The sequence below is a fragment of the Yersinia rochesterensis genome (assembly GCF_003600645.1).
GTDB lineage: Bacteria > Pseudomonadota > Gammaproteobacteria > Enterobacterales > Enterobacteriaceae > Yersinia > Yersinia rochesterensis.
This window is the reverse complement of sequence record NZ_CP032482.1, coordinates 2,721,020-2,739,105: the sequence shown is the minus strand read 5'-3', so window position 1 is coordinate 2,739,105 and position 18,086 is coordinate 2,721,020. Positions and strand designations below refer to the sequence as shown.

Here is an 18,086-nt window from a genome sequence, read left to right as displayed (position 1 = left end):
TATAACAAACCAGACTATTTTGCTTTCAGTTGTTTTACTTAATATTAGCTATGAATTGGTTGATTACCTGCCATTATTCAGTCGCATTATTCACATATAATCTTTGTATTAATGCCGTTGATGGAATTGGTAGTAGCGCCCCTTGTTTTGCAATAAGCTTTGATGGTCGCCTTGCTCAACTATTTTCCCACCATCCATCACACAAATCCGATCCATATATTCCAACCCATACAAGCGATGAGTAACAATAATCAGGCTTTTATGCTGACAGTGCTGACGCAATAACGTCAGGATCTGTTGTTCAGTTTCCGCATCTAACCCTTCGGTAGGTTCATCAAGGAGTAGCAGTGGTGCTGGATGTAGCAACGCGCGAGCAATCCCTAAACGGCGTTGTTCACCACCAGATAATGGACGCCCACCATCTCCCATCCAGGCATTCAGCCCTTCGCTGTTATCTAACAAATTAGCCAAACCAACTTGTTCTAAAACAACTTTTAGTTGTGCATCGGATGCAGCAGGGCAGGCCAGTAGCAGGTTTTCACGCAATGTACTGCTAAAAATATGCACCCGTTGGCTGACGACTGTCATCATTTGGCGTAGTGCAGCTTCATCATAGCTGGCTAAAGGTTTCCCATTCAGCGAGATGATGCCTTCGCTAGCATCCCATGCTCGAGTTAATAACTGCAACAGTGTAGATTTACCACAGCCAGTGCGGCCCAATAGCGCAATATGCTCCCCTGCGGCCAGTGACAGCGATATATTTTGTAAAACGGGCAAAGGCTGCTGTGGGTAAGTAAAACTCAGCCCTGTCACTTCTAGCGCAGCTTGTTGGGTCAATGCCGGGCCGGTAACTGGGAATGTCACTTCGGGCTTTTGTTCCATTAACTGACCAACACGGGTCGCCGACGCGATAACTTGCCCTAAGTGTTGGAAAGCGCCAGCCACAGGTAACAGAGCTTCAAAAGCAGCTAATGATGTGAAAACAAACAAGGCCAGCAATGCCCCTGGCTGGTTGTTACCATTTATCCCCGCCGCAGCTAGCCATAAAATTAATGTCACTGTCAGACCTGAAGCGAGAATCATTAAAGCTTGGGCTAAACCAGCCAAGGATGCTTGCTGCCTTTGACGGATCATCCAGCGCTGTTCAATGTCTTCCAATGAAGCGCGAAACCGTTGTAATGCACCGAAAGCTAACAGTTCGGCTTGGCCTTGTAGCCAAGATGTCAGTTGTGAGCGATAAAGACCGCGCAGATCTGTTAAATCACGGCCAATAGGTTTACCAGCACGATAGAAAATCAATGGCACTAACAATAATAACCCAAGCAGTATGGCACCAAGTGTCAGGGCCAAATTGGCATCAATGTAACTCAGGCCAAATGTTACTGTTGCTATGATGACAATAGCGGCAACCAGCGGTGAGATTACTCGCAGATAGAGATGATCGAGTGTATCGACATCTGCAACCAGGCGGTTCAGCAATTCGCTTTGGCGAAAGCGAGCAATGCCAGCAGGGGAGAGGGGTAATATTTTCTGGAATGCAAAGATCCGTAGATGTGCCAGCACTCGGAATGTCGCGTCATGACTGACAACTCGCTCAGCATAACGACCAGCCGTGCGGATAATCGCAGCACCTCGAACACCAGCCGCAGGTAACAGATAGTTAAAAGTATACAACCCAGCAGGGCCCGCAATCGCGGTTCCGGCCAGGAACCAGCCTGATAATGTCAATAACCCGATACTGGCCAGTAATGTGATGATGGCCAACACAATACCCAGACAAATCAGGAACCAATGACGGCGATACAAGGCCAAAAAGGGGAGAAGCACTCGCATGATTAAAGCTCCTCACTGCGATGGGACAGCAGGTTGGCAAATGAACCGGCTGATTGACTCAGGCTAGAATAATCACCTTGCTGAATTAATAGGCCATTATCCATCACCCAGATTTGATCATACCCCAGCGTATCTTCCAACTGATGGGTGACCAGCAATGTGGTCTGCTTACGGGAGGCTTCCTCCAGCGCTTTCATGACCAACTGTTCACTATGAGCATCCAAACTGGCAGTAGGTTCGTCTAGTAGCAAAAGTCGGCACGGGTTGAGCAATGCTCTGGCAACAGCAACGCGCTGGGCTTGCCCAACAGAAAGACGCGCCGAATGGTCACCGACTTCAGTATCTAATCCTTGTGGTAGGTCATTAAGGAATTCATTGATATATGCGCGCTCAATAGCCAGTTGTAGTTGGTTATTGTCAGCATTAGGTTGGCCCAGCAAAATATTGGCGACCAGTGTCTGTTCCGGTAAGTGCGGATTTTGGCCGACCCAGCTTAACTGGTTTCGCCAAGCCTGCGGATCCAGTTCGCGCAATTCTATGTTGTTGACTTTTAATGAGCCGCGATAAGGTAAAAAGCCTAATAGCAAATTAAGCAAGGAGCTTTTACCCGCCCCGCTTAAACCAACAATAGCAACTCGTTTGCCTGCAGAGAGAGAAAATGTCAGTGGCCCAGCCAAGCGAGTACCTGTGGGGGATAGAATTTCTAGCGCGTCAGCTTCCAGAGTGATGGCATCAGTGCCATCCAAAACTTTATCGCCACGGCCAATAGTTTCACTTTCGCTACTTAAAAATGTTACCAATGACTCAGCAGCACCAACAGCTTGCGCCTTGGCATGGTAAAACGTACCTAAGTCCCGTAGCGGCTGAAAGAATTCAGGTGCCAAAATCAAAACCAGAAAACCAGAAAATAGGGTGACACCCAGGCCGTAACTGCCAAAATTCAATTCACCTAAATAGGAAAAACCAAAATAGACAGCAACGACTGCGATGGATATTGCCGCGAAAAATTCCAACACAGCGGAGGAGAGGAAAGCCATACGCAGTACTTCCATGGTGCGGCGACGGAAATCTTCTGAGGATTCACGAATTTGGTCTGTTTCTGCTTTGGCGCGGTTAAATAAACGTAAAGTGTCCAGACCACGCAAACGGTCGAGGAAGTTACCACTTAGACGAGCGAGTGCGACAAAATTACGCCGGTTGGCGTCGGCAGCGCCCATTCCGACCAGCACCATAAACAAAGGGATCAATGGTGCAGTGACAAATAAAATTAAACCTGCTGCCCAGTTGATCGGGAAGACAGCAATCAAAATCAGCACTGGAATAAAGACAGCTAAGTACATCTGCGGCAAATAGCGAGAATAGTAATCCTGCATATCTTCAATTTGTTCCAAAATAATCGTTGCCCAACTTCCGGCGGGTTTGCCTTTTACCCAAGCAGGGCCGAGTTGCTCTAATCGATCTAACACTATTTTGCGAATCTGTTGACGTACCTTCATGCCGCAAATAAACCCTACTCGCTCACGCAACCAACTGATCACGGCGCGTACGGCGAAAGTTCCAGCCAGCAAACCAAAATCAGTGATTAATTCCGCGCGCGGGATTTTGTCAATGATCAGCGCTTGCAACAAGGTGGCCAATAACCAAGCTTGAGCAATAATCAGTAACCCACTGAAGAGGCCAAGTAGCATAGACAGGCGGAGCCAACGTTGCGCGGGGGCGCTTTGTTTTTTCAGCCAACGAATCAACTCATACTGTCGTGTTTTATTCATCGGGTAATTTTCTGCGCAAGGTACGGGAAAGCTTCAAAAAATATTTGTCACCTTTGAAGATGGCAAACCAGCGAGGGGCAATATTACCGCGTCAAGCCATGAGGGGAAACCATAATGCTTGTGATAGTCGCCGCATTAGTCGATATCTATAATTTGCTGTTTTTCATTGACATGCCGATATACCAAATAAAGGGCCAACAGAAATTAAAAACGGGCGGCTCACGTATCTGTTAGCTGCCCGTCGGTATTAGGTGAAGTTTTGATATGGATTATTTGTCGTTAACTAATCCATCCAGATAGCGTTCTGCATCCAGCGCGGCCATACAGCCGGTGCCAGCGGAGGTGATTGCCTGGCGATAGATATGATCCATAACATCACCCGCAGCAAACACACCAGGAATTGAGGTTTGTGTTGCATTGCCCTGAATACCGGACTGCACTTTAATATAACCATTTTCCAGTGCTAATTGATCACCAAAAATGGCGGTGTTAGGGCTATGACCAATAGCAATGAATACACCGGCTACCGCTAACTCTTCAGTTTCGCTGTTTTTGGTGGACTTCAGACGTACGCCAGTGACGCCCATATTGTCCCCCAGCACTTCATCCAAAGTGCGATCAGTATGGAGCACAATATTGCCGTTCTTCACTTTTTCCATCAGACGGTCGATCAGGATTTTTTCTGAGCGGAAGCTATCCCTGCGGTGAATCAGGTGAACTTCCTCGGCAATATTTGCCAGATACAGCGCTTCTTCAACGGCAGTATTGCCACCGCCGACCACGGCAACTTTTTGGTTACGATAGAAGAAACCATCACAAGTTGCACAGGCGGAAACCCCTTTGCCCTTGAATGCTTCTTCTGATTCCATCCCGAGATAACGTGCAGATGCGCCAGTTGCAATGATCAGTGCATCGCAAGTGTATTCAGCACCATCACCAAATAGGCGGAATGGACGGTTCTGTAAGTCGACTTTATTGATGTGGTCGAACAGAATTTCTGTTTGGAATTTTTCTGCATGTGCATGCATCCGTTCCATCAGCGCCGGGCCGGTGAGACCTTCTGGATCACCCGGCCAGTTTTCGACATCGGTGGTGGTGGTCAATTGACCGCCTTTTTCCATTCCGGTAATCAATACAGGACTCAGGTTGGCACGTGCCGCATAAACTGCTGCGGTATAACCCGCAGGACCAGAACCCAAAATAATCAATTTGCTATGTTTTGCGGTGCTCATGAATACCTCTTTCCCACAATGGCGGACAATGTTAACGATTGTAGGGAAGTTCGAGCATTAAAAAAAGCAGACAAAAATGTTGTTAGCGATTTGTTTGATAGGTAATGCCTATTTAACGAACTAAATGTATCAAGAACCAGCAGTTAGGGGCAAAACGAAGTCGAGCAGAGTGCAAAAGAGATAGAAATTCCTTTCTACGTTGCAAGTAGAACAGTCTTAAAAATCTTTGACCCCATAAAGAATGTGGCTTGCAGGGCGATGGTTAAAGAAATATCAATAATTTTTGGCACGTTATTTTGCATCATTTTATAGCAAATTTAGGATGAAAAAATAGCGAAGATAAGCGTTCTTGATTTTTAATTATGGCATGTTGTACTGATTTAACTTCTTTTACTTTGACAATCGGCTGTGCATTTGCGAAAACATCATAGGAAGAAGAAATTATCTGCGCGCCATAATTTCAGATTTGGTGTCAGTGATACCAAGCGAAAACCCTGGAATGTTTTCGATTAATGCTGGATGGCATGTGGAGTATGTTCTCGGATAACTGCAGGGGGGAGTTTCTGTTGTTGTTCGTGATGCGCTATCTCTTCCTCAACGCTAATAATCATCGAGTACCTCGCATACAGTTAGACAGACAGGGTGTGAGATAACAACGTGTTGATATATTTGCATAAAACAGGCTGCGGGTCGTGTCTGTAGCAAGCTCAAAATTCATAGTTAATGAGAGCATGTCGCAGACTCAAGGAAATTAAGAGAGATTATAAGATGATAGATAACAAAAAACGCCCGGGGAAAGAGCTTGATCGTATAGATCGTAACATCCTGAATGAATTACAAAAGGATGGGCGTATCTCTAACGTTGAGCTTTCAAAACGAGTAGGGTTGTCACCAACACCATGTCTGGAACGGGTTCGCCGCTTAGAGCGTCAGGGCTTCATTCATGGCTATACTGCACTGCTTAATCCACAGTATTTGGATGCATCACTGCTGGTTATCGTTGAGATTACTCTGAATCGTGGCGCTCCGGATGTGTTTGAGCAATTTAATACCGCTGTAAAAAATCTTGAGGAAATTCAAGAGTGTCACCTGGTTTCCGGTGATTTCGACTATTTGTTGAAAACTCGTGTACCTGACATGTCTGCTTACCGTACATTACTCGGTGAGACCTTGCTTCGCCTACCGGGAGTCAACGACACCCGCACTTATGTTGTCATGGAAGAAGTGAAGCAGAGTAACCGCCTTGTTATTAAAACGCGGTAAACAGGCAGGTGCAAAACCTGAGTAATTTGGTTACACTCCTGTTTATTCATACAGTTTCAACGCCGGGAGGGTTCTCGGCGTTGCTACTCATACTAGTTAACAGGAACCTGGAGAGCCTTTCTTGAGCCAGGAATATACAGAAGATAAAGAAGTTACTTTGAAAAAACTCAGCAATGGGCGCCGTTTGCTTGAGGCTGTTTTGATTGTGGTAACGATTTTGGCAGCCTTCCTAATGGCCGCGCTGCTCAGTTTCAACCCTTCAGACCCGAGTTGGTCGCAAACTTCATGGCATGAGCCGATCCATAATCTTGGTGGAAGTGTTGGCGCCTGGATGGCCGATACATTGTTCTTCACTTTCGGCGTCTTGGCTTATGCAATTCCCGCCATTATGGTGATGTTGTGCTGGGCTGCATTTCGCCAGCGTGATGCCAGTGAGCATGTCGATTACTTTGCACTCTCATTGCGGTTGATAGGCACATTAGCCCTGATTTTAACCTCATGTGGTTTGGCTGCATTAAATATTGACGATCTTTACTATTTCGCCTCTGGCGGGGTGATCGGCAGTCTATTCAGTAATGCCATGTTGCCATGGTTCAACGGTGTGGGGGCAACCCTGACATTGCTCTGTATCTGGGCTGTGGGCCTGACACTCTTTACGGGGTGGTCATGGTTGGTTATTGCTGAAAAAATTGGTGGAGTAGTCTTAGGATCGTTGACATTTATGACTAATCGTTCACGTCGTGAAGAACATTATGACGATGAAGATGACGATTACCAAGTTGATGGGGCGATGACTGCTGAGCAAGATAAAGGCGTTACGCCGAATAAATCGGTTGTGGGTGTAACAGCGGCTACAGCGCTGGCGGCAAACTCCGCCCATGCGGATGACGATGTATTGTTCTCGGCACCATCCGTAACAGATGCACCTGTTAGCTCGATATTGGATGGGGCAACATTGGCTAGTGCAGCAGTTGCTGAAACCAAAGATGGCGATGACCCATTATTGAGTACATTACGTGCAACAGATAATGATGAGCCGTCAGTGTTATCTCCTGCGGGTCCTCCGTCCGAACCCGTTATCAGCCACAGTACAGTGCCGATGGTTGATAATATGGCCGCAACGCCGCCGCTCTATTCTTTTGAAATTCCACAAGAAGCGACGTCTCCTGCGCCAACACGTGTTGCACCGTCGGTTGAAAGGCCTGAGCCTCAACTGGGTTCATGGGACAAACCAGCAACACCCGCTAGCCATTCTCCCTTTGATTTTTCAGCGGCGCAGCGCCATAGCGATCAGGTAGAAAGTACACCTTATATGAACCCTGGAATGGGCACAGATATTGATGGTCTGGCCCCGATGGGGTCGCCAAGTCGCCCTGCGTCTACGATAGGAGTAGTCGCGGCAAGTGCGGCTGCCGCCACGTTTATGCCCGCATTTACCGCTACCAGTGATAGCAGTTTACAGGTTAAACAGGGCATAGGGCCTGAGTTACCAAGGCCTAATCCTGTTCGGATCCCGACACGGCGTGAACTCGCTTCCTACGGTATCAAATTACCGTCTCAGCGTATGGCGGAGCAGGAACAGCGAGAGCAAGAAGCACAAGCTCCTCAAGTTGCTGAAACGTTATTTACAGCGGAGGTTGCCTCTGAAGATGATGATGCATTACAGCAGGCAATCTTGCGTCAAGCTTTTGCTGACCAACAATCAGAGCGTTACGGACAATCAGCCGATGCGGGGGGGAATACTTTCTCTGCGGCAGAGCCAGAAGATGAACAGGCTTTGCAAGAGGCGGCATTACGACAAGCCTTTGCAGCGCAACAGCAACATCGTTATGGTTCTCCGGACGATGAAAATCTTGACGCTAGCGAATATAAACATGCTTTTGTTGAGGAAACGCAACCCGTAGATACCCGTAGTGCCTTTACATTCTCACCGGTTGCAGATCTGGTCGATGAAAGCCCACGTGAGCCTCTGTTTACGCTGTCTCCGTATGTTGACGACGCCGCGCAGCCAGCAACAGTGAAAGGTACTTCTGTACCAGAGCATACTGAACAGGTCTCGGCCTATCAGCCGTCAGGAGTCAATCAAACTCATCAAGTGTATTCTGGCCAATCAGCACCGGTGCAACCAACTCCGACAGCAGTACCGCCAGTTTCACCAGTGCAGCCAACTCCGGCGATGGACAGTTTGATTCACCCCTTCTTGATGCGCAATGATCAGCCTTTGGTCAAACCGACAACACCATTGCCGACGTTGGATCTTCTTTCTTCTCCGCCAGCGGAGGAGGAACCGGTTGATATGTTTGCTCTGGAGCAAATGGCGCGTTTAGTCGAAGCGCGGTTAGGTGATTATCGGGTGAAAGCAGAGGTCGTGGGTATATCTCCGGGGCCGGTCATTACCCGCTTTGAGCTTGATTTAGCACCAGGTGTCAAAGCTTCGCGCATTTCTAATCTTTCTCGCGATTTGGCTCGATCTCTTTCGGCTATTGCCGTGCGTGTGGTGGAAGTGATTCCAGGTAAGCCTTATGTCGGGCTTGAACTACCCAATAAACATCGTCAGACCGTTTATTTACGCGAAGTCCTCGATTGTGCCAAATTCCGAGATAATCCGTCGCCATTAGCTATTGTGTTGGGTAAGGATATTGCTGGGCAACCGGTGGTAGCCGATCTGGCTAAAATGCCTCATTTACTGGTGGCTGGTACCACCGGTTCCGGTAAATCGGTGGGCGTTAACGCCATGATCCTCAGCATCTTGTATAAAGCCACGCCAGAAGATGTGCGCTTTATCATGATTGACCCGAAAATGCTGGAGCTGTCAGTGTATGAGGGGATCCCTCATCTGTTAACCGAAGTGGTTACTGATATGAAAGATGCGGCGAATGCATTGCGGTGGTGTGTCGGCGAAATGGAACGGCGCTATAAGCTGATGTCTGCATTGGGTGTGCGTAACCTTGCTGGATATAACGAGCGAGTGGCTCAAGCTGAAGCGATGGGGCGTCCAATCCCCGATCCATTCTGGAAACCCTCTGATAGTATGGATATTTCACCGCCAATGTTGGTGAAATTGCCTTATATCGTGGTGATGGTGGATGAATTTGCTGACCTGATGATGACAGTGGGCAAGAAAGTTGAAGAGCTAATTGCGCGTTTGGCGCAAAAAGCCCGAGCTGCTGGGATTCATTTAGTCTTGGCAACTCAGCGCCCGTCTGTGGATGTGATTACAGGCCTCATTAAAGCCAACATTCCGACCCGCATCGCATTTACGGTTTCCAGCAAGATAGATTCGCGAACTATCCTTGATCAAGGTGGTGCAGAATCGCTACTGGGGATGGGGGATATGCTGTATATGGCACCTAATTCCTCAATTCCGGTACGTGTTCACGGCGCTTTTGTCCGCGATCAGGAAGTGCACGCGGTGGTTAATGATTGGAAAGCTCGTGGTCGTCCTCAATACATTGAGAGCATTCTCAGTGGTAGTGAGGATGGTGAAGGCGGTAGCCTTGGCTTGGATAGCGACGAAGAATTGGACCCACTGTTTGACCAAGCGGTGAACTTTGTCCTGGAGAAGCGCCGTGCGTCTATCTCCGGGGTACAGCGCCAATTCCGTATCGGCTATAACCGTGCGGCACGGATTATTGAGCAGATGGAAGCCCAGCAGATTGTCAGTACGCCCGGCCATAACGGGAATCGTGAAGTCTTGGCTCCGCCTCCACACGAGTAATATCTTGTTTTGAGGTAGTTAACATAGACAGGGCCGCTTTGCGGCCCTTATGCAAAGAAGCGTAAACCTCAGATTTATCAGATTAATATGCTAACGAAACGGAAATACTTCAGCTAAAGTGGTCAGGTTTATGGTATGCATTCAGCTTACCAGTCATAGACTTAAACGGCACATAGAGTGACAATATAACTCGCTCACTGAATTCGCCTTTGTGGTGGCCCGATTAGGGCGCAATGAATTTTATAAGGTACTTAGAATAATGAAAAAACTGCTTGTTGCTTGCTGTCTGTTATCGGGTTTAATTTCAGCTCACGCGCTGGCAGATGCCAGCTCCGACTTACAAGGACGCCTGAGCAAGGTAAACAGTTTCCACGCTAACTTCTCGCAAAAAGTGACCAGCTCAGAGGGTACAGCAGTGCAAGAGGGTGAGGGGGAGCTATGGGTGAAACGGCCAAATTTGTTTAACTGGCATATGACCTCCCCTGACGAGAGTGTCTTGATTTCTGATGGTGAAACACTGTGGTTCTATAACCCGTTTGTTGAACAGGCCACAGCGACCTGGTTGAAAAATGCCACAGGTAATACGCCATTTATGCTGATTACTCGCAATAACCCGGATGACTGGAAACAGTATAATGTGAAGCAGAAAGGTGATGATTTTGAACTTACGCCGAAAAGCGCCAGTGGCAATTTGAAGCAATTTGCTATCACGGTAACGCCAACGGGCACTATCAAAAGCTTTACTGCGATTGAGCAAGATGGGCAGCGCAGTGCTTATACGCTGAAAGGTCAGCAAAATAGCTCTGCGGATGCCAGTAAATTTAAATTTACCCTACCAAAAGGTGTGACGCTGGACGACCAGCGGCAGTGAGGTCAGTGTGAGTAATATGTCCCTCGATTTTTCCCAGAATGAATTTCAGCCATTGGCCGCGCGGATGCGGCCTTTGACGTTGGAACAATATATTGGTCAGCAGCATTTGCTGGCACCGGGTAAACCGTTACCGCGGGCGATCGTTGCTGGACAATTACACTCGATGATCCTCTGGGGGCCGCCGGGGACCGGCAAAACTACTTTGGCAGAAATTATTGGCCGCTATGGTCAGGCGGATGTCGAACGTATTTCAGCGGTGACCTCTGGCATTAAAGAGATTCGCGAAGCGATTGAGCGCGCGCGGCAAAATCGTGATGCAGGTCGGCGGACAATTTTATTTGTCGATGAAGTCCATCGTTTCAATAAAAGTCAGCAAGATGCGTTTTTACCTCATATTGAAGATGGTACCATCACCTTTATTGGCGCCACGACAGAAAACCCGTCATTTGAACTGAATTCGGCGTTGCTCTCCAGAGCTAGGGTCTATTTGCTGAAAGCTCTCACCGCTGCCGATATTGAAAAAGTTATTGAGCAAGCCATGTCAGACAGCAGTCGAGGCTATGGTGGGCAGAATATAAAACTGCCAGATGAAACTCGCCGTATGATGTCTGAATTGGTGGGAGGCGATGCGCGCCGGGCCTTGAATAGCCTTGAAATGATGGCAGATATGGCAGAAATAGATGCCAATGGGGTGCGGGTATTGACCCCTGACTTACTGAAAGAGGTGTCTGGCGAACGTAGTGCGCGCTTTGATAATAAAGGCGATCGTTATTATGACCTTATCTCGGCAGTCCATAAGTCTATTCGTGGGTCCGCGCCCGATGCCGCCTTGTATTGGTATGCGCGAATTATCACGGCAGGCGGTGATCCGCTCTATGTGGCTCGGCGTTTATTAGCCATTGCATCGGAAGATATCGGTAATGCCGATCCTCGCGCAATGCAAGTGGCTATATCAGCATGGGACTGTTTTACCCGTGTTGGTCCGGCGGAAGGTGAGCGAGCGATTGCTCAGGCGATTGTTTATTTGGCTTGTGCGCCGAAAAGTAATGCGGTTTACACGGCGTTTAAAGCCGCCATGCAGGATGCGCGTGATAAACCTGATTTTGATGTGCCGGAACATCTGCGTAATGCGCCAACCAAACTCATGAAAGAAATGGGGTTAGGGGCTGAATACCGTTATGCCCATGATGAACAACATGCTTATGCTGCCGGTGAGAACTATTTCCCGCCAGAAATGGCCACAACCCGCTACTATTTACCGTCATCCCGAGGTCTGGAAGGCAAAATTGGTGAAAAGCTGGCATGGCTGGCTGAGCAGGATCAAAATAGCCCGATAAAACGCTACCGCTAGCCTTGCTGTTGCGGTAAGGTTAGCGCTATATAGAACGGCTAAGCGGCTGTTTATGCTACTTACGTCGTTAAATTCTTTTCAATAACCCTTTATACCCCAAATCATGGCATTGCTAACAACACTGCAATTCCAGTTCAAGGGTATAACCATAACTACAAGCACAGGACTAGCATGCTCGATCCCAATATGCTGCGCAATGAGCTAGACGCAGTCGCCGAAAGACTGGCTCGCAGAGGTTTTAAACTTGATGTTGATACGTTGCGCCAACAAGAAGAGCGCCGCAAAGTTTTACAGGTTGAAACAGAAAGTCTGCAAGCAGAACGTAACTCCCGATCGAAACTGATTGGCGCGGCCAAGGCGCGTGGCGAAGATATTGAACCATTACGTTTGGAAGTCAATGTCTTGGGTGAAAAGTTGGATGCAGCGAAAGCCGAGTTGGACAAGTTGCAAGACGAAATCCGCGATCTGGCGTTGTCTATTCCTAACTTGCCGGATGATTCTGTTCCAGTGGGTAAAGATGAAAACGATAATCTTGAAGTCAGCCGTTGGGGTGAACCTCGCCAGTATGACTTTGAGGTAAGGGATCACGTTTCCCTCGGTGAAATGGCCGGTGGGCTTGATTTTGCAGCAGCGGTGAAGCTGACTGGCGCGCGTTTTGTGGTGATGAAAGGGCAAATTGCCCGGATGCACCGCGCATTGGCACAGTTTATGCTCGATCTACACACTGAAAAACACGGCTATCTGGAAACTTACGTTCCTTATTTAGTTAACCATGCGACCCTTTATGGGACTGGCCAATTGCCTAAGTTCGGTGGTGACCTTTTCCATACCAAACCATTGGAAGAAGAATCTGACACCAGCACCTATGCATTGATTCCAACGGCGGAAGTGCCAGTGACCAACCTGGTGCGTGATGAGATTCTGGAAGAAGATTCCCTGCCATTGAAAATGACGGCACATACACCTTGTTTCCGTTCGGAAGCGGGTTCTTATGGTCGTGATACCCGCGGTTTGATCCGTATGCATCAGTTCGACAAAGTTGAGATGGTGCAGATAACACGCCCGGAAGATTCAATGGCGGCTCTGGAAGAGCTAACCGGCCATGCAGAGAAAGTGCTGCAATTGCTGGAGTTGCCATACCGTAAAGTCCTGTTGTGTACCGGCGATATGGGCTTTGGCTCCAGCAAAACTTACGATCTGGAAGTGTGGCTGCCGGCGCAGAATACTTACCGCGAAATCTCCTCATGTTCCAACATGTGGGATTTCCAGGCGCGCCGTATGCAAGCGCGTTGCCGTAACAAAACTGACAGAAAAACCCGTCTGGTTCATACCCTGAATGGTTCTGGTCTGGCGGTTGGGCGTACCTTGGTCGCAGTGCTGGAAAACTACCAGCAGGCTGATGGCCGTATTCAGGTGCCTGAAGTGTTACGCCCGTACATGGGCGGTTTAGAATTTATTGGCTAATAGCCGCGAGTCAATTTATCTCGCTTAGTTATCAGGCAGTTATAAAGCCCCCTTGGGGGCTTTTTCTTTTTGCGATTATCAGCGAATACCCGGGATTAAGGGCGCAGAGATTTATCCAACAACATATCGTGCTATCCACTCTCGTGATGTAATTGACTTTTTTATCACCAGTGGCATGATGCGCTCACTTCCCTTGTCCCGACGGCCTCTGTCTTATTATGTCCGCATATTCTCGCCCGGTGCTGCTTTTGCTCTGTGGGCTTTTGCTGTTTACGATTTCTATCGCGGTTTTGAATACATTAGTTCCCTTATGGTTATCTCATCAACAATTGTCGACCTGGCAAGTGGGGATGGTTAGCTCGTCATATTTTAGCGGGAACCTGGTCGGGACATTGATTGCCGGGCGGTTTATCCAGCAATTGGGCTTTAATCGCAGTTATCATTACTCCTGCATTTTATTCGCGCTGGCGACTTGTGGGTTGATGCTGTCGGTTGATTTTTGGAGCTGGCTGGGGTGGCGCTTTTTTGCCGGTGTGGCGTGTGCATTAATTTGGGTCATAGTCGAAAGTGCGCTACTGCGTAGTGGTACGGTAACCAACCGTGGCCAACTACTGGCGGCTTACATGATGATCTACTATCTGGGTACTGTCACTGGGCAATTACTCTTAGGCGTTGTCTCGACTCAACTGCTTAATGTTATCCCGTGGGTCAGTGCGTTGGTCATTACTGCCATGCTACCGCTGCTATTTGCGCATTTCTCGCATCAAGGGAGCGGCGAGTTACCCCATATTGCGGTTTGGCCGATGCTAAAGCGCCGTAGCGCACGTTTGGGGATTAATGGCTGCATTATCTCCGGTGTGTTATTAGGTTCGCTCTATGGGTTGCTGCCGTTGTATTTATCCCATCAAGGGATGAGTGATGCCAGTGTCGGGTGGTGGATGGCACTGCTGGTCAGTTCAGGGATTATTGGGCAGTGGCCAATTGGTAAAATGGCAGACCGCTATGGCCGCTTGTTAGTGCTGCGCATTCAGGTGTTTGTTGTGATTCTCGGCAGCGTGGCGGTTTTGGGTAACTATGCGCTTGCTCCGGCATTGTTTATTTTGGGATGCGCCGGTTTTACTCTATACCCGGTTGCCATGGCCTGGGCCTGTGAAAAGGCCAGTGCTGATGAGTTGGTCGCAATGAATCAGGCGCTCTTGATGAGTTATACCATTGGTAGCCTGACTGGGCCGACGATGACTTCATTGCTAATGCAGCGCTATTCAGACAATCTTTTGTTCATCATGATTGCGGGTGTGGCTTTGGTGTATTTAATGATGTTGCTGCGCAAACCCGATCAGCAAAAAACACCTTACGCGGCAGTATAACCGCTAAAAAAATGCCGCCAGTGGGGTAAACCTTGCATGGCGGCATGATTAAAAATCAGCGTGTTATTGATGGGTATTAATAGATCACTTTGTGACCATAACTTTCCAGAATACCCTTCACACGGTCCATAATTTCTTTGGTCGGGGGTTTTACCCCATCCAATTTGTACTCTTCACCCATGGCAATCCATTTGTGCTTACCCAATTCGTGGTAAGGCAACAATTCGATTTTCTCGATATTGGTCATGTTCTGAGTAAACTCACCCAGCATATGGGCTGATTTGTCGTCATCTGACCAACCCGGAACCACCACATAACGAACCCAGGTTTTCTGATTACGTTTTGCTAAGTAGCGGGCAAATTCCAGCGTTCGGTGATTGGACACACCGACCAGATTTTGATGCACGCTGTCATCCATCTGTTTTAAATCCAGCATGACTAAATCTGTGGCGTCTAATAGTTCATCAATCACTGGATCATAGCGACGTACAAAACCGTTAGTGTCCAGGCAAGTATGAATACCTTCTTCATGACAAGCACGGAACCAATCACGAACAAATTCTGCTTGCAAGATAGCTTCGCCACCGGAGGCAGTCACACCGCCACCAGAAGCATTCATAAAGTGACGATAAGTCACGGCTTCTTTGACCAATTCATCGACAGTAACTTCTTTACCGCCGTGGGTATCCCAGGTATCACGGTTATGGCAATACAGGCAGCGCATTAAGCAGCCTTGGAAGAACACGATAAATCGAATACCCGGGCCGTCAACGGTGCCACAGGATTCGAATGAGTGAATGCGGCCAAGTACGGACATTGCAGGTTACTCCAATACTGGATAAATAAAGGCCCCACTAAGGTGGAGCCTTTTAGTTTAATCTATTTTAGTTAGAACTTATATTGACTGAGTGAATGTACGAGTAATCACATCCTGCTGCTGTTCTTTAGTCAGCGCATTGAAACGAACAGCGTAACCAGAGACACGGATAGTTAACTGCGGATATTTTTCCGGGTTTTCCATCGCGTCTAACAGCATTTCACGGTTCATTACGTTCACGTTCAGGTGTTGACCACCTTCGATGGACGCTTCGTGATGGAAGTAACCATCCATCAGACCTGCCAGGTTAGCTTTACGAACTTCGTCGTCTTTACCCAGTGCATTTGGCACGATAGAGAAGGTATAAGAAATACCATCTTTCGCGTAAGCAAACGGCAGTTTAGCAACAGAAGTCAGAGAGGCAACAGCACCTTTCTGGTCACGACCGTGCATTGGGTTAGCACCTGGACCGAATGGAGCACCAGCGCGACGGCCATCTGGGGTGTTACCGGTTTTCTTACCATAAACCACGTTAGAGGTAATGGTCAGTACAGACTGAGTGGCTACTGCACCACGGTAAGTACGCAGCTTCTGAATTTTCTTCATGAAGCGCTCAACCAGATCACAGGCGATGTCATCAACACGTGAGTCGTTGTTACCAAATTGTGGATACTCGCCTTCGATGTTGAAGTCGATAGCCAGGCCATCAGCATCACGAATGGTGCTTACTTTGGCATATTTGATAGCAGACAGGGAGTCAGCAGCAACAGACAGACCTGCGATACCACACGCCATAGTACGGTAAACATCACGGTCATGCAGAGCCATCAGCGCAGCTTCATAGCTGTACTTGTCGTGCATGTAGTGAATGATGTTCAGCGAGGTAACGTATTGTTTAGCCAGCCAATCCATAAAGTGATCCATGCGTTCCATGACTTTGTCATAGTCCAGCACTTCATCCATCATTGGCGCTTCTTTCGGGCCAACCTGGATCTTCATTTTTTCATCAACGCCGCCATTGATTGCATACAACATGGTTTTCGCCAGGTTGGCACGCGCACCAAAGAACTGCATTTGTTTACCGACAATCATTGGGCTAACACAACAAGCGATAGCATAGTCATCGTTGTTGAAGTCAGGGCGCATCAGGTCATCGTTTTCATACTGTACAGATGAAGTATCGATAGACACTTTAGCTGCATATTTTTTGAAGTTCAGTGGCAGCTTTTCAGACCACAGAATGGTCATGTTCGGCTCTGGAGACGGCCCCATGGTGTACAGGGTGTTCAAGAAGCGGAAGCTGGTTTTAGTCACCAGAGTACGGCCATCAACGCCCATACCTGCTAGTGATTCAGTTGCCCAGATTGGGTCACCAGAGAACAGCTCATCATACTCAGGGGTACGCAAGAAGCGAACCATACGCAGTTTCATCACCAAATGGTCAATCAATTCCTGCGCTTCGATTTCGGTCAGTTTGCCTTCTTTCATGTCACGTTCGATGTAAACGTCAAGGAAAGTAGACACGCGGCCGAAGGACATGGCAGCACCGTTCTGAGATTTAACCGCAGCCAGGTAGCCGAAGTAAGTCCACTGTACTGCTTCTTTAGCGTTAGTCGCTGGACCTGAGATATCGCAACCATATTTGGCTGCCATTTCTTTGATTTGACCCAGAGCACGATGCTGTTCAGCAATTTCTTCGCGCAGCTGGATAGTCATTTCCAGGTCTTTACCGTTTTCCAGGTCATCCTGTAGAGAGTTGAACTGAGCCAGTTTGTCTTTCATCAGGTAGTCGATACCGTAAACGGCTACGCGACGATAGTCACCGATGATACGGCCACGACCATAAGCATCTGGCAAACCAGTCAGTACACCAGATTTACGGCAGTTCAGGATGTCTTTGGTATAAACGTCAAACACACCTTGGTTGTGTGTCTTGCGGTAATCGGTGAAGACTTTTTTCAGTTGTGGGTCAAGTTCACGACCATAAACTTTGCAAGAGCCTTCGACCATTTTAATGCCGCCGAATGGGATCAGCGCACGTTTCAATGGTTTTTCAGTCTGCAAACCAACGATGGTTTCCAGATCTTTATCAATATAACCCGCATCATGGGAAGTGATGGTCGCGACGACGTCGGTATCGAAATCAACTGGCGCATGAGTGCGGTTTTCCAGTTTGATACCTTCCATAACTTTCGCCCACAACTTGTCGGTCGCTTCGGTAGAGCCGGCAAGGAAGGATTCATCGCCTTCATAAGGCGTGTAGTTTTTCTGGATGAAGTCACGAACGTTGACTTCTTTCTGCCAATCACCTTGGGTAAAACCTTGCCATGCTTTGGCCAATTTTTCATTAAGTTCGGTCATAATGCATCTACCTTTTAATGTGAATTTCTTCGAAAACCGT

At 48.0% G+C, this 18,086-nt stretch carries 11 protein-coding genes; 6 read left to right on the top strand and 5 right to left on the bottom strand.

Features of this window, described 5'->3' with window-relative positions; genetic code table 11:
* Window positions 1-108: 108 nt before the first annotated feature.
* The 3 genes from cydC to trxB all read right to left on the bottom strand — a co-directional run bounded on the left by cydC (window position 109) and on the right by trxB (window position 4,834).
* On the bottom strand, window positions 109-1,833 hold the full coding sequence (gene cydC / locus DXZ79_RS12800; protein WP_120011311.1) for a heme ABC transporter ATP-binding protein/permease CydC: 1,725 nt from the start codon (window positions 1,831-1,833) through the stop codon (window positions 109-111).
* A 2-nt stretch (window positions 1,834-1,835) separates the two neighbouring features.
* Window positions 1,836-3,602, bottom strand: a complete 1,767-nt coding sequence (gene cydD / locus DXZ79_RS12795) for a heme ABC transporter permease/ATP-binding protein CydD (protein ID WP_038632070.1) — start codon at window positions 3,600-3,602, stop codon at window positions 1,836-1,838.
* A gap of 269 nt (window positions 3,603-3,871) precedes the next feature.
* On the bottom strand, window positions 3,872-4,834 hold the full coding sequence (trxB, locus tag DXZ79_RS12790; RefSeq protein ID WP_038632072.1) for a thioredoxin-disulfide reductase: 963 nt from the start codon (window positions 4,832-4,834) through the stop codon (window positions 3,872-3,874).
* 768 nt (window positions 4,835-5,602) lie between these two features.
* On the opposite strand from trxB, the gene lrp reads away from it, so the two are divergent.
* The 6 genes from lrp to DXZ79_RS12760 all read left to right on the top strand — a co-directional run bounded on the left by lrp (window position 5,603) and on the right by DXZ79_RS12760 (window position 14,868).
* On the top strand, window positions 5,603-6,097 hold the full coding sequence (gene lrp, locus DXZ79_RS12785; RefSeq protein ID WP_038632074.1) for a leucine-responsive transcriptional regulator Lrp: 495 nt from the start codon (window positions 5,603-5,605) through the stop codon (window positions 6,095-6,097).
* Window positions 6,098-6,218: 121 nt separating this feature from the next.
* Window positions 6,219-9,815: a DNA translocase FtsK gene (locus tag DXZ79_RS12780; protein WP_038632076.1), complete on the top strand. Its 3,597-nt coding sequence runs from the start codon at window positions 6,219-6,221 to the stop codon at window positions 9,813-9,815.
* A 259-nt stretch (window positions 9,816-10,074) separates the two neighbouring features.
* Window positions 10,075-10,686 carry an outer membrane lipoprotein periplasmic chaperone LolA gene (lolA, locus tag DXZ79_RS12775; RefSeq protein WP_038632078.1) on the top strand — a complete coding sequence of 204 codons (612 nt, stop codon included), beginning with the start codon at window positions 10,075-10,077 and terminating at the stop codon, window positions 10,684-10,686.
* Between the two features lie 7 nt (window positions 10,687-10,693).
* On the top strand, window positions 10,694-12,037 hold the full coding sequence (locus tag DXZ79_RS12770) for a replication-associated recombination protein A (RefSeq protein ID WP_038632079.1): 1,344 nt from the start codon (window positions 10,694-10,696) through the stop codon (window positions 12,035-12,037).
* A 171-nt stretch (window positions 12,038-12,208) separates the two neighbouring features.
* Entirely contained in the window at window positions 12,209-13,501 is a 1,293-nt protein-coding gene (gene serS / locus DXZ79_RS12765; RefSeq protein ID WP_038632081.1) for a serine--tRNA ligase, read from the top strand.
* 218 nt (window positions 13,502-13,719) lie between these two features.
* On the top strand, window positions 13,720-14,868 hold the full coding sequence (locus DXZ79_RS12760) for an MFS transporter (RefSeq protein WP_038632084.1): 1,149 nt from the start codon (window positions 13,720-13,722) through the stop codon (window positions 14,866-14,868).
* Window positions 14,869-14,944: 76 nt separating this feature from the next.
* Here the strand turns inward: DXZ79_RS12760 and pflA are convergent, their stop codons facing one another.
* Window positions 14,945-15,685, bottom strand: coding sequence for a pyruvate formate lyase 1-activating protein (gene pflA, locus DXZ79_RS12755; RefSeq protein WP_038632086.1), 741 nt, complete (start codon window positions 15,683-15,685; stop codon window positions 14,945-14,947).
* Window positions 15,686-15,763: 78 nt separating this feature from the next.
* Window positions 15,764-18,046, bottom strand: a complete 2,283-nt coding sequence (gene pflB / locus DXZ79_RS12750) for a formate C-acetyltransferase (RefSeq protein WP_038632089.1) — start codon at window positions 18,044-18,046, stop codon at window positions 15,764-15,766.
* Window positions 18,047-18,086 lie beyond the last annotated feature (40 nt).